The sequence below is a fragment of the Pantanalinema sp. genome, assembly GCA_036704125.1.
GTDB lineage: Bacteria > Cyanobacteriota > Sericytochromatia > S15B-MN24 > UBA4093 > JAGIBK01.
This window is the reverse complement of sequence record DATNQI010000033.1, coordinates 18,914-31,619: the sequence shown is the minus strand read 5'-3', so window position 1 is coordinate 31,619 and position 12,706 is coordinate 18,914. Positions and strand designations below refer to the sequence as shown.

Annotated in this window: 14 protein-coding genes and 1 tRNA gene; 6 read left to right on the top strand and 9 right to left on the bottom strand. The window is 70.1% G+C overall.

Annotation, left to right across the window (positions count from 1 at the left end; translation table 11 throughout):
- Positions 1-15: 15 nt before the first annotated feature.
- Genes V6D00_05010 through V6D00_04990 form a run of 5 tightly spaced genes read right to left on the bottom strand, consistent with a single transcriptional unit; the run spans position 16 to position 3,049 of the window.
- Complete coding sequence (locus V6D00_05010) at positions 16-999, bottom strand: ABC transporter ATP-binding protein (protein HEY9898521.1); 984 nt, start codon at positions 997-999, stop codon at positions 16-18.
- Positions 984-1,643, bottom strand: coding sequence for a molybdate ABC transporter permease subunit (modB, locus tag V6D00_05005; GenBank protein ID HEY9898520.1), 660 nt, complete (start codon positions 1,641-1,643; stop codon positions 984-986). Before modB ends, V6D00_05010 begins: the two co-directional genes overlap by 16 nt.
- Positions 1,643-2,365, bottom strand: a complete 723-nt coding sequence (gene modA, locus V6D00_05000; protein ID HEY9898519.1) for a molybdate ABC transporter substrate-binding protein — start codon at positions 2,363-2,365, stop codon at positions 1,643-1,645. The genes modB and modA overlap by 1 nt, the downstream gene beginning before the upstream one ends.
- A gap of 20 nt (positions 2,366-2,385) precedes the next feature.
- Positions 2,386-2,799, bottom strand: a complete 414-nt coding sequence (locus V6D00_04995; GenBank protein ID HEY9898518.1) for a molybdenum cofactor biosynthesis protein MoaE — start codon at positions 2,797-2,799, stop codon at positions 2,386-2,388.
- A gap of 4 nt (positions 2,800-2,803) precedes the next feature.
- On the bottom strand, positions 2,804-3,049 hold the full coding sequence (locus V6D00_04990) for a MoaD/ThiS family protein (GenBank protein HEY9898517.1): 246 nt from the start codon (positions 3,047-3,049) through the stop codon (positions 2,804-2,806).
- A 130-nt stretch (positions 3,050-3,179) separates the two neighbouring features.
- Here V6D00_04990 and V6D00_04985 point away from each other — a divergent pair, with 130 nt between their 5' ends.
- Complete coding sequence (locus V6D00_04985) at positions 3,180-3,767, top strand: molybdenum cofactor guanylyltransferase (protein ID HEY9898516.1); 588 nt, start codon at positions 3,180-3,182, stop codon at positions 3,765-3,767.
- Here V6D00_04985 and moeB read toward each other — a convergent pair.
- Positions 3,764-4,858 (bottom strand): molybdopterin-synthase adenylyltransferase MoeB, encoded by a 1,095-nt coding sequence (gene moeB / locus V6D00_04980; GenBank protein ID HEY9898515.1) that lies wholly within the window; start codon positions 4,856-4,858, stop codon positions 3,764-3,766. The two genes, V6D00_04985 and moeB, sit on opposite strands and share 4 nt — an antisense overlap.
- 94 nt (positions 4,859-4,952) lie before the next feature.
- On the opposite strand from moeB, the gene glp reads away from it, so the two are divergent.
- Positions 4,953-6,158, top strand: a complete 1,206-nt coding sequence (gene glp / locus V6D00_04975) for a gephyrin-like molybdotransferase Glp (GenBank protein ID HEY9898514.1) — start codon at positions 4,953-4,955, stop codon at positions 6,156-6,158.
- On the opposite strand, the gene moaC is transcribed toward glp, so the two are convergent.
- Entirely contained in the window at positions 6,155-6,631 is a 477-nt protein-coding gene (moaC, locus tag V6D00_04970) for a cyclic pyranopterin monophosphate synthase MoaC (GenBank protein ID HEY9898513.1), read from the bottom strand. The genes glp and moaC overlap by 4 nt on opposite strands.
- Before the next feature lie 216 nt (positions 6,632-6,847).
- On the opposite strand from moaC, the gene V6D00_04965 reads away from it, so the two are divergent.
- On the top strand, positions 6,848-7,120 hold the full coding sequence (locus V6D00_04965; protein ID HEY9898512.1) for a hypothetical protein: 273 nt from the start codon (positions 6,848-6,850) through the stop codon (positions 7,118-7,120).
- A 66-nt stretch (positions 7,121-7,186) separates the two neighbouring features.
- Here V6D00_04965 and aroB read toward each other — a convergent pair whose 3' ends face one another.
- Together aroB and V6D00_04955 are read right to left on the bottom strand one after the other, a co-directional pair.
- Positions 7,187-8,767, bottom strand: a complete 1,581-nt coding sequence (gene aroB, locus V6D00_04960; GenBank protein HEY9898511.1) for a 3-dehydroquinate synthase — start codon at positions 8,765-8,767, stop codon at positions 7,187-7,189.
- Positions 8,768-8,827: 60 nt separating this feature from the next.
- A tRNA-Gln gene (locus V6D00_04955) sits at positions 8,828-8,898 on the bottom strand.
- Positions 8,899-9,122: 224 nt separating this feature from the next.
- On the opposite strand from V6D00_04955, the gene gyrA reads away from it, so the two are divergent.
- Genes gyrA through V6D00_04940 form a run of 3 tightly spaced genes read left to right on the top strand, consistent with a single transcriptional unit; the run spans position 9,123 to position 12,688 of the window.
- The gene (gyrA, locus tag V6D00_04950) at positions 9,123-11,594 is read left to right on the top strand and encodes a DNA gyrase subunit A (GenBank protein ID HEY9898510.1); all 2,472 of its coding nucleotides are present in this window, start codon (positions 9,123-9,125) and stop codon (positions 11,592-11,594) included.
- 3 nt (positions 11,595-11,597) lie between these two features.
- A complete protein-coding gene (locus tag V6D00_04945; protein HEY9898509.1) occupies positions 11,598-11,876 on the top strand; it encodes a hypothetical protein in 279 nt (92 codons plus the stop codon).
- An 11-nt stretch (positions 11,877-11,887) separates the two neighbouring features.
- A complete protein-coding gene (locus V6D00_04940; protein HEY9898508.1) occupies positions 11,888-12,688 on the top strand; it encodes a Stp1/IreP family PP2C-type Ser/Thr phosphatase in 801 nt (266 codons plus the stop codon).
- Positions 12,689-12,706 lie beyond the last annotated feature (18 nt).

The following is a 12,706-nucleotide window of genomic DNA, read 5'->3' as shown; positions in this document are numbered from 1 at the left end:
TCGGACCCCGCAGCGTCAATCCCGGCAACGCGCGAAGCGATGGATGGCCTCCGGGGGGATGCGCAGGCCAAGGGTATCGCCGATCGCGGGCCCGGGCCCCTCGATCGCGGAGAGGGGCACCCTCACCTCGAGCCGGTCGAAGCCCGCGGCCCGGCCCTGGATGCGGATCCCCCCCGCCTCGAGGACCACCTCCTGCACCGTCAGCAGGACGCGATCGGCCCCCTCGTCGCCGGGCGCGCTCAGGACCAGGCGATCCGAGCGCACGCACCAGTCCGGTTCTCCGTCCCCCCCCTCGAAGCAGTTGCGGATGCCCACCAGGCGCGCGACCTCGGGGCTTTGCGGCGCGGTCATGACCGTCCGCACCGGGCCCACCTGAAGGATCCGCCCCCCGGCCAGGACGGCGATTTCATCGGCCAGGGCGCTCGCCTCTTCCAGGTCATGGGTGACCACCAGGGTCGGGATACCGGTGCGACGCACCAGCTCCGAGACCTCCGCGAGCAGGTGGCGCTTCAGGGGGGGATCGAGCGACGAGAAGGGCTCGTCCATCAACAGCAGGCGCGGCTCGCTCGCGATGGCCCGCGCGATCGCGACCCGCTGCTGCTGGCCCGCCGAGAGCTCGGCGGGTCGGCGATCGGCCAGGTGCGAAATCCTGAGCATCTCGAGCAGGTCGCGCCCCCGGCCACGGCCCCGGGCGCCGTAGCGAATGTTTTCCCAGACGGTCATGTGGGGGAAAAGGGCGAAGTCCTTGAAGACGAAGCCGATCCGTCGCTTCTCGACCGGGACGAACACCCCGCGCGCCGCGTCCAGCCACACCTCATCGCCCCACCGGATGGCCCCCGCCTCGGGACGCGCGAGGCCGGCCAGGCACCGGATAGCCGTGGTCTTGCCCGAGCCCGAGGGGCCCATCAGCGCCGTGATCCCAGCCGAGAGCCCCAGCTCGAACGCCAGCTCGAAACCGGGATGGCGCATGGTGAAGGCGGCCCTCAGGAGGGGCTCCATCCGGCCCTCCCCCTTCGATTGAGCCTGGCGAGCAGGAAGAGCACCGCGTAGGAGAAGGCGACTAGCAGGAGCGCCGTGCGGCCCGCCCGGTCGTACTCCATGGCCTCCACCATGTCGTACAGCGCGATGGCGACGGTGCGGGTCTGGCCGGGGATGTTGCCCCCCACCATCAGGGCCACCCCGAACTCCCCGACGGTGTGGGCGAAGGTCAGCAGGGCCGCGGAGGCGAGCCCCGCACGACTGGCGGGCAGGACCACCCGCCAAAAAGTGCGCCACCGCGAGGCGCCGAGGGTGCGCGAGGCCTCGATCAGGCGCGGGTCGATCCCGCGAAACGCGGCCTGAACGGGCTGCACGGCGAAGGGCAGGCTGAAGCAGACTGACGCGAAGACCAGGCCCGTGAAGGTGAAGGCCAGGCGCTGGCGGAAGAGGCCCTCCCACCAGGGGCCGAGCTTCGCCATGGCCAGCAGGAGGTAGAAGCCGAGCACCGTCGGCGGCATCACCAGGGGCAACAGGACCGTCGCCTCGAGCAGCGGCTTCCAGCGGCCCCTGGCGAAAGCCAGCGCGTAGGCGATGGGCACCCCCACGACCATCAGGGCGACGGTCGTGACAGCCGCCAGCTTGAGCGTGAGGGCGAGCTCCTGCATCACCTGGGTTCGAGCCCGTGGCGCCGCCAGACGCTCTTGGCGCCCTCGGAGGTGCAGAAGGCCAAAAAACGGCGCGCGAGGGCCCGGTCGGGCCCGGCGCCCACGACGGCGGCCGACGCGGTGATGGGGGCGTGCATGGCGTCAGGGACGAGGGCGTACCGGCCGCGCTTCTCGAGCTCCGGGGAAAGGGCGAGGGAAAGAGGAAGCACGCCGGCATCCGCCGCTCCGACCGCCGCGAAGTGGGCCGCCTGGGCGACGTTCTCGCCGAGCACCAGCCGTGCGGAGACCGCCGGGTAGACTCCGGCCGCCCGCAGGGCCTCCTCGGCGGCGCGACCGTACGGGGCGAGCTCGGGGTTTGCGATCGCCACCTTTCCCCCTTGCAAGTCGCCGAGAGCGGCGAGGCCCCGCGCGACCGAAAGGCCCGAGGCCCTGCTCGCCCAGAGGACCAGCCGCCCTGCCGCGTAGGGGCGCGGCGCCTCGGCGAGGCCCAGGGCGTGAAGGCGCGCGGGGTAGACGTCGTCGGCCGAGAAGAAGAGAGCGCAGGGCGAGCCGTTTCGAAGCTGGACGAAGAGCTTGCCGGACGAGGCAACGACGAACCTCACCCGGTGCCCCGTCTGCTGCCGGAAGCGCCCGGCCAGGTCCAGAAGCGCCTCGCGCGAGCTGGGGGCGGCGGCGACCGTGAGGTCCGCGGCCGAAGCGGGCGGGGCCAGCAGGGCTAGCAAAAGAAGCGGAAGCGCCCGTTTCAACCGCAGCAGCCCTCGACCCAGACCTCGCCGCCGACGAAGTGCTCTTTCTTCCAGATCGGCAGCTCGCGCTTGATGGTGTCGATCCCGAAACGGCAGGCGTCGAAGGCCTCGGCCCGGTGCGCGGCGGCGACCCCCACGAACACGGCCACCTCGCCGATGGCCAGGCGGCCCGTGCGGTGAACCATGACGACCCGCTCGACCCGCCAGCGCTCGGCGAGTCGCCGGTGGATGTCCTGGAGCTGCGAGGTGGCCATCTCGGGATAGGCCTCGTACTCGAGGAAGAGGACCTCCCGGCCCTCGTTGTGGTCGCGGACCACCCCCGAGAAGGTGACCACCCCGCCGGCGGCCGGATGGGAAAGCAGGCGCTCCAGCGCCGCGGGGTCGATGGCTTCCGGCGTCACGAGGAGCATGGGCTCACCCCCCGCTGACCGGCGGGATGAGGGCAAGCTCCTCGCCTTCGGCCGGCACGTGGTCGTCGCCCACGAAGCGACAGGAAGCGGAAAAGCGCGCGCTCGGAAGGTGCACGGCCAGGGCGGGGAAGCCCTCCGCAATCGCCCGGCGCACGGCCCCGATGGTCGCCCCTTCCTCGAGGTCCAGGGCGACGTGTTCGGCCCCCTGGGCCTCCCTCAACATGGCAAAGAGCCTGATTTTGAAGCGCACGACCCCCTCCTTGCCCAGCATCATAGCGCGTGGTCGCGGCGTTTTACAATGTCGAAGCGGCTTGCCTTTTGCCCCGAGGCGCTTACCATGGTCAAGGATCGCTAAGGGTTCGCACAGTCAGGAGATGCGCATGATCGAAGTCGCCGTGTTGCTCGCGGGGGGGAAGAGCCAGCGAATGGGCCGGGACAAGTCGCGCCTGCCCTTCGGGGACGAGCCCCTCGCCGCGCGGGTTTACAACACCCTGGGTCGCGTCTTCCCCCGGGTCGTGGTCGTCACCAATCAGCCGGACTTTCCCGTTGCCGGAGCCTTCTGCATCGGCGATCGCCACCCGGGTAACGGCCCGCTCGAGGGCCTGGCGAGCGCCTTCGAGGCCATCGAGGCGGATCGCGTCCTCTTGGTGGCCTGCGACATGCCTTTCCTCGAACCCGCGCTGCTTCGCGCCCTGGCCTCCGAGCCGGACGACGCCGACGTGATCGCGCCGTGTACCCCGCGCGGCCGCGAGCCGCTGCTTGCGATCTACTCGCGGCGCCTGCTGCCGGTGCTGCGCGAGCGCCTGGGGGCCGGCGACTGCCGCGTCTGCGGCCTGATCGACGACGTCAGGTACCGGGAGATCCCGCCCGAGGCCCTCCGGGCGCACGATCCCGAGCTGCGCAGCTTCTGGAACCTCAACCACCCCGAGGACTACGCCCAGGCCCTCGCGCTGCTCGGCACCCCCTAGGCCCTTTGGCGGAAGTAGGCCAGCAGCCCTCCTTCGAGGCTCACCGCCTGCTCGCATCCGGCGCCCCGCAGCAGGGCCACCGCCTTCAGGCTCAGCTCGCCGCTCGTGCAGCACACCACCACCGGGCGATCGCTCGGCACCTCAGGAAGCGCCTCGCCGAGCCTGGCGAAGGGCACATGCCGCGCTCCCGGCAGCATGGGCAGCGCCGCGAGGCTCTCCCGGACGTCGATGACCAGGGCCCGCCCCAGGACCTCGTCCACCTCCCGCGGGGAGATCTCCCACTCGGGGAAGCGTCGCTCCTCGGTGTCGCTCACGGCGCTGAGGGTGGGGCGCTCGCCGCACAGGGCGCAGCCGGGATCGGCCTCGAGCGCCACCTCGTCGAAGCGCGTCCCGAGCCCGTCCACCAGCAGCAGGCGCCCGACGAGGGGCACGCCGATGCCGAGGATGAGCTTGAGGATCTCGCCGGCCTGGATCGCGCCCAGGATCCCCGGCAACGCACCGAGCACCCCGGCATCCGAGCAGCGCATGGCGACCGCCGGCGGGACGGGGTACAGGCAGCGGTAACACGGCCCGCCCGGGGCAAAGACCGTCACCTGCCCCTCGAACCGGTGGAGGCTCGCGTGGACCAGGGGCTTGCCGAGCAGGCGGCAGGCGTCGTTGAGCAGGTAGCGCGTCCCGAAGTCGTCGGTGGCATCCGCCACCCAGTCGTAGCCTGCCAGCAGCTCCATGGCGTTCTCACCACTCAGGGCCGTCTCGTGCGGGACCACGCGGACGTGCGGGTTCATGGCCTGTAGCCGGGCCTTGGCCTGGTGGACCTTGGGGCGTCCCACCCCGGCCGTGTCGTAGAGGATCTGGCGCTGCAGGTTGGAGAGCGAGACCTCGTCGAAGTCCACCAGCCCGATGGTGCCCACCCCCGCAGCGGCCAGGTAGGCGGCGATGGGCGAGCCCAGCCCGCCTGCCCCGATCACGGCGACCTTGGCCTCTTTGAGCAGTTCCTGCCCGCGCACGCCGACCTCGCCCAGCGCCAGGTGGCGGCTGTAGCGCTCCTGCTCCTCGCGGCTCAAGGCCCCGTCGACTTCAGAGTGATGCACGGATGAGACGACTCCTCGAACGTCGGGCGGCGGATACCCCGGAAACGGCGGATGCTCTATCATACACCCAGTAAGGCACAGCGAAGGAGGCCCCATGATCCCGGTCGAAGCAGCACGCAGCTTGATCCTCGAGGCCGTCGGGCCGACCCCGACCGAGCCGACCCCGCTGCTCGCGGCCCTGGGGCGGGCCCTCGCCGAGGACGTCCGCGCCGCGACGGCGCACCCGCCCTTCGACAACTCCTCGATGGACGGCTACGCGGTCCGCGCGGCGGATCTTGCCCCCGCCTCGGAAGCCAACCCCGTCTGGCTGCCGGTCGTCGGCGAGGTGGCGGCGGGGTGCGGCGAGCCCCCGACGGTGGGCCCCGGCGAGGCCTGCCGCATCATGACAGGAGCGATCCTGCCGCCCGGCGCCGACGCGGTGGTCATGGTCGAGGAAACCCGCGAGGAGAATGGCCAAGTCAGGTTCGCCAGGCCGTGCCGGCCGGGCCAGAGCGTGCGCCGCGCCGGCGAGGACCTCGCCCCAGGCGCCCTGGTTCTCGAGGCGGGCACCGCGCTGAACGCCGCGCGCCTTGGACTCCTCGCGGGAGTCGGGCGATCCCACGTGCCGACCCACCGCGCCCCGCGGGTCGCCATCCTCACCACCGGCGACGAGCTGGTGCAGCCCGGCGAGCCGCTCGGCCCCGGCCAGATCTACGCGAGCAACGCCATTTCCCTCGCGGGGATGGTCATGGAGGCCGGAGCGGTGCCGGTCCCCGTGGGGGTGGCGCGCGACGACCGGGAAGAGACCCGCCGCATGGTCGAGGAGGCGCTCGCCTGCGACGCCCTGATCACCTCGGGGGGAGTCTCCATGGGGCGCTTCGATCACGTCTCGGAGGTCCTCGCCGCCATGGGCACCGTGCACTTCGACCGGGTGGCCCAGCAACCCGGAAAGCCCTTCACCTTCGCCACCCTGGCGGGCAAGCCGGTCTTCGGGCTGCCGGGCAACCCTGCCTCGGCCCTCGTTTGTTTCACCTGCTACGTGCGGCCGGCCTTGCGCAAGATGATGGGGCACCGCGACCTGGAGGGGCGGCGGGTGCGTGCGAAGCTCGACGAGGCCATCCGCAAGCCCGCGGGCAAGACCGCCTTCCTGCGCGCCGTGATCGAAAGCGGCCCCGACGGCTATCGCGCGCGGCTGACCGGGTCCCAGAGCTCGGGGATGATGACCTCCATGGCCCGGGCGAACGCCCTGCTCGTCATCCCGGCCGAGCGAGACGGCGCGCAAGCGGGCGAGGCGTTCGAGGCCCTCTTGCTTTCGGACTAGCTCCGGCTCCAGTCGCCGCTGCGGCCGCCCGCCTTGGAGAGCAGGCGCACCCGATCGATCGTCATGTCGCGGTCGATGGCCTTGGCCATGTCGTAGAGGGTCAGGGCGGCGGCCATCACCCCGGTCAGGGCCTCCATCTCGACCCCGGTTCGCCCCTCGACCCTGACCTTCACCCGGATCTCCACCCGGGCGGGATCGCGCGCGGGCTCCAGATCGACCTCCACCCCCGAGATCGAGAGCGGGTGACACATGGGGATGATTTCCGCCGTGCGCTTGGTGCCCATGATGGCCGCCACCCGCGCGACGGCGAGCACGTCCCCCTTGGCCACGGTGCCCTGGACAATGCGATCGAGCGTCTCGTCCCGCATGCGGACCGTGCCGGCGGCCAGCGCCACCCGCTCGGTCGGGGCCTTGTCCCCCACGTCCACCATCCTGGCGCGGCCCTGGGCGTCGAAGTGCGTCAACTCGTCCATTCCGTCCTCCTCGCGTCGCGCGTGCGCCCTCCATGGTAGCCTCGCGCCGCGAACGCCACAAGGAGGCCCCTCGGGATCCGCAAGCGACACATCGTCGTAACTTGAACAAAAGGAAAAAGGCCAACTTGCCTGGAACATTTCGGCTAAGCTGGCTGTCAATAGAGTGTAAGCGCCTTACGCGCAAGACCGACCAACCCGTTCGAAGGAGGTACACCAATGGCAGGCAAGAAACCAGGCCCCAAGAAGGGCGATCCCCGTCAGGTCGAAGCCGGACGTCGCGGCGGCCTGGCCGTCAAGGCCGAGCGCGGCAGCGAGTTCTTCGCCCAGATCGGCCGCAAGGGTGGATCCTCCACCTACCAGCGGCACGGCGAGGCGCACTACGCCGAGATCGGTCGCAAGGGAGGCCAGACCCTCAAGCAGACCCGCGGGGTGGACTACTACTCCACCATCGGGCGCCGCAGCCGGGGCGCCAAGGATGTCCAGGAGTAGGCCCGGTCACGTGCCGACGCCCCCGCTTCCGTGAGGAACCGGGGGCGTCGGCCTGAAGCCTCAAAATCAGTTCGCTCCCAGGTCGCGCAGCACCTTCTCGACCACCCCGCCGGGCACGTCCGAGCGCAGCGTGACGCGCCCGATGGCCTCGCTCAGCACGAAATGCAGGCGCCCGTCCTGGACCTTCTTGTCGTGGGCCATGGCCTCCATCAGGGCGCGAACGGGAAGGTTCCTGATCTCCACCGGAAGGCCCGCCTCCTTCAGCCACGCGACGAGGCGTTCGTGCTCGGAGGCGGCCCACATGCCGAGCTCACGGGCGATGGCCCCGGCCGCGACCATGCCGATGGCCACCGCCTCGCCGTGTAAAAAGCTGCGGTAGCGCGTGACGGCCTCGATCGCATGCCCCACGGTGTGGCCGAAGTTGAGGATGGCCCGCAGGCCGCCCTCGCGCTCGTCCTCGGCCACCACCTGCGCCTTGAGCTCGCAGGCCCTGGCGATCGCGGGCACCAAGGCCGAGAGGGTCCGCTCCTGCAACAGCGGCAGGTCGGCCGCGAGCCGGTCGAAGAAGGGCGCGTCGAGGATGACCCCGTACTTGACGAGCTCGGCGAGCCCGGCGCGCCACTCGCGGTCGCTCAGGCTGTGAAGGACCAGGGGATCCGCCACCACCAGGGCGGGCTGGTGGAAGGCCCCGATGAGGTTCTTGCCCCGGGGGTGGTTGACGGCGACCTTGCCGCCCACCGACGAGTCGATCTGGGAGAGCAGGGTCGTGGGCACCTGGACCAGGGGCACCCCGCGCTGGTAGGTGGCCGCCACGAAGCCGGCGAGATCCCCCACCACCCCTCCGCCCAGCGCCACCACGGGGCTCTGGCGCTCGAGGCGGCGCTCGACGGCCAGGTCGTAGAGGCGCTCGGCCTCCTTCAGAGACTTGGCCCCCTCCGAGTCGGGCACCACCCCGAAGACGGGCTCCCAGCCGGCGGCCTCCAGGGCGCGCTTGGCGGCCTCACCGTAGAGGCGCTGAACCGTCGGGTTGGTCACCACCATGCAGGGGCCCGGCTTGAGGACGCGCCCCATCCGCTCCCCGAGGCTCGCCAGGGCGTTGGGTTCGATCGAGACCTCGTAAGAGCGCGCGCCGAGCGCAACCCTTACCGTGCGCGAGGGCCCGAAGCAGCGCGAGAGGATGGCGTCGGCCGCAAGGCCCGGATGGCCGAACGAGGTGGAGATGCGGATCGGGAAGGCGGCGTAGCGCGCCTCGCGCTCCCGGTAGCGCCGCAAGAAGCCCTCGCGGTCCTGCGCGAGCGGCCGGTCGGTTCCCTGCACCCGGCGCCACAGCTTCTCGGGGGGGGCGTGCAGCACCACGACGGTGCCGGCGGCCGCCATCAGGCGCACGTTGTCGGGATCGAGCACCGCTCCGCCTCCCGGGGCGATCACCTGGTGCGATCGCGCGCAGGCCCGGGCGAGGGCTTCCTTCTCGCGGGCGCGAAAGCCGTGCTCTCCCTCGGTCTCGAAGAGCTCGGCGACGGAGCGCCCCGCCTCGCGCGAAATCGCCTCGTCCAGGTCCACGAAGTCCCAGCCCAGGCGATCGGCGATGATCGCACCGACCGTGGACTTGCCCGCCCCCATGAAGCCGAGCAGGATCAGGTTCTCCATGACTGCCTCCCCATAACGAGAAACCGCCCCCCGGGCCATCGGCCAGAGGGGCGGTGTAGGCACCCGGTCAAGGATTCGAACCTCGATAAGCAGTGCCAGAAACTGCTGTCCTACCATTGAACGAACCGGGTACGTGTCGGCAGCGCACCGCGCCGTCCGTGAAACAATTAATACCAGAGACGAGACACCATTGTCAACAGGTTAAGCAAAAAATAGAACGCCCGCAGCGAGGCGGGGCCGCGATCGCGGCCGCCCGAGGGCGCTCGGGCCCGTACCGCGCCCCTATCGCCCCCCATCCATGGTACAATCAAGGTCTTTCCGGCCATATTTCGATCGTCCCTGGATGGAGGCCTCCGTGTCCGATACCCCGCAAACCCCCGAACGGATCCTTCCGCGCTCGCTGCGCGACGAGATGAAGGAGTCCTACCTCGACTACGCCATGAGCGTCATCGTCGGGCGCGCGCTCCCGGACGTCCGCGACGGCCTCAAGCCGGTGCACCGCCGCATCCTGTTCTCCATGCACGAGAACAACCTCACCGCCGAGCGCAAGCACCGCAAGTCGGCGACCGTGGTCGGCGACGTGCTCGGCAAGTACCACCCCCACGGCGACGCCTCGGTCTACGACGCGATGGTGCGCCTGGCGCAGGACTTCTCGCTGCGCTACATGCTGATCGACGGCCACGGCAACTTCGGCTCGGTCGACGGCGACCCCGCGGCGGCCTACCGCTACACCGAGGCCCGCCTCAGCCGCATCTCGAGCGAGATGCTCGCCGACATCGACTCCGAGACGGTCAACTTCAACCCCAACTACGACGGCACCACCGAGGAGCCCGTCGTCCTCCCCTCGCGCATCCCGAACCTGCTGGTCAACGGCTCGGCCGGCATCGCGGTCGGCATGGCCACCAACATCCCCCCCCACAACCTGGGCGAGGTCGTCAACGGCCTGATCGCCATGATCGACGAGCCGAGCCTCACCTCGGGCGACCTGATCCAGTACGTCAAGGGCCCCGACTTCCCGACCGGCGCCATCATCCTGGGCGAGAAGGGCATCCACGAGGCCTACACCACCGGCCGCGGCTCGATCACCCTGCGCGCGGTCACCGACATCGAGCCCATCAAGAACAACAAGAACGCGATCATCATCACCGAGCTGCCCTACCAGGTCGGCCCCGATCCCCTGATCGAGAAGATCGCCGACCTGATCAAGGACAAGAAGCTCGACGGCATCTCGGATCTGCGCAACGAGAGCGATCGCCGCGGCATCCGGGTCGTGATCGAGCTCAAGCGCGACGCCAACCCCCAGGTGGTGCTCAACCACCTCTACAAGCAGACCCAGCTCCAGACCACCTTCGGCGTCATCATGCTCGCCCTGGTCAACGGCCAGCCCAAGGTCCTGCGCCTTCACGAGATCCTCGGTCACTACCTCGACCACCGGGCCGAGGTCGTCATCCGCCGCACCGAGTACCAGAAGAAGAAGGCCCAGGCGCGCCTCCACATCGTGGAGGGCCTGCTCGTCGCCCAGCGCAACATCGACGCCATCGTGACCCTGATCCGCGGCGCCGACAACACCGAGGCCGCCCGCACCGGCCTGATGACCACCTTCGCGCTCAGCGAGATCCAGGCCAACGCCATCCTCGAGATGCAGCTGCGCCGCCTGACCGCTCTCGAGTCCAACAAGCTCGAGAACGAGGACCGGGACCTGCGCGCCCACCTCGAGGAGCTGTTCGGGATCCTGGCCGACCGCGCCAAGGTCATGGCGATCATCAAGACCGAGCTTCTGGCGGTCAAGGACCGCTACGGCGACGATCGCCGCAGCAAGCTCATGCACGATCCCGGCGAGATCCGCCAGGAGGATCTGATCCCCGACGAGCCCATGGCCATCTTCATCACCGACCAGGGCTACATCAAGCGCCTGTCCACCGACACCTTCGAGAAGCAGCGTCGCGGCGGCCGCGGCATCGCGGGCATGCAGACCCGCGAGGACGACTTCATCCGCCACTTCTTCGTCACCAACGCCCACGCCAACGTGGTCTTCTTCTCCAACCGGGGCATCGCCTACAGCCTCAAGGCCTACGAGATCCCCGAGGCCAGTCGCCAGGCCAAGGGCACCAACATCGTCAACCTCCTGCCCCTGGGCCCCGAGGAGACGATCACCGCGGTGGTGCCCGTCCCCGAGTTCACCGAGGGCGACTACCTGGTCATGCTGACCCGGGGCGGCGTCATCAAGAAGACGGACCTCACCGCCTTCTCGAGCATCCGCCGCTCGGGCATCATCGCCATCGCCCTGGACGACGGCGACAGCCTCGGCTGGGTCTGCCGCACCGACGGCGACCAGTCGATCATCATCGGCACCCGGGAGGGCATGGCCATCCACTTCGCCGAGAACGAGGAGCTGCGGCCCCTGGGCCGCACCGCCCGTGGCGTGCGCGCCATCACCATGCGCGAGGGAGACGCGGTCATCGGCATGACCCTCGGCAAGGCCGTCGGCGACCTGCTCTCGGTCACCACCGACGGGTACGGCAAGCGCACGTCGCTTGCCGAGTACCGCCAGCAGGGCCGCGGGGGCCTGGGCATCATCAACATGAAGCTCAACGCCAACCGCAACGGCAAGGTCGCGAGCATCATGCTCGCCGACGAGGACCAGGAGATCGTCATCGTCACGACCCACGGCATCGTCATCCGCCAGAAGGTCGCCACCGTCCCGCGCCTGGGTCGCATGACCCAGGGGGTCCGCCTCCAGCGCATGGACGAGAACGACCGGGTGGTGGGCGCCGCCCTGGTGGTCGCCGAGGCCGAGGGCGACGTCGATGGCACCGAGGAGGAGTAGAGCTTGAGCGACGACTTCAACGCCTTCAGCTTCGACCCGTTCCAGACCAGCTACGGCTTCGAGGTCCCTCAGGAGCTGCTCGCTCCGCAGCCGGTTAGCAACCAGCCGCCGCTGGGAATGTTACTGGTGGAAGCAGGGGTCCTGACCGAAGAGCAGCTGACCCAGGCCGTCCAGGCCCAATACGAGCAGCAGGTGCCGCTCGTCCAGGTGTTGCTCGAAGGGGGCTTCGCCACCCAGGATCAGGTGCTGAACGCCCTGCGTGCCCGTCCCCACTACGGCTAAAGGCGAGATTCGTGACGACGACAAACGAAGAAACCACGGCGCCCCGTGACCCCAAGCCCGCCAGCTACCAGCGGGCCACCGGCCTCGTTGCCGGCTCGCTCACCGACGTGGGGAAGGTCCGCGAGATCAACCAGGATTGCCTGACGGCGGACCCGGCGCGCGGCCTGTACGTGGTGGCGGACGGGATGGGCGGCCACCTGGCGGGCGAGAAGGCCTCCTTGTGTGCCGTCGAGACCCTCAGCACCCTTCTCACCGGCGAGGCCATCGACCAGGCCCCCGACGGCGACCTGCCCCGGGTGATCCAGGCCGCCATCCAGGAGGCCAACCGCGTCATCGTCAACGCCTCGCTCCAGGACGCCTCGATGCGCGGGATGGGCACCACCGCCGTCGTCGCCGTCACCTGCGAAGCCGCAGTCTACCTGGGCCACATCGGCGACAGCCGCGCCTACCTCCTGACCCGGGACGCCATCGCCCAGATCACCGAGGACCACTCGGTCGTCGCCCAGCTGCTGCGGGCCCGCGCCATCACCCCGCAGGAGGCCCAGCGCCACCCCTACCGGAACGTCATCACCAAGTGCCTGGGCATGCAGATGGAGATCGAGGCCGACACCCTGGTCGTCGACTGGAACCCGGGCGACCGCCTCTTGCTGTGCAGCGACGGCCTCTCGGGCCTGGTCGCCGACGAGGAGATGCTCGCCATCGCCAACGACGCCCCGGACCTGCAGGTCGCCTGCGAGCGGCTGGTAGCCCTGGCCAACGAGCGAGGCGGGCACGACAACATCACCGTCATCCTGCTCCGCAACGCCGGCTAGCGCCGGCTCGACCGCGAA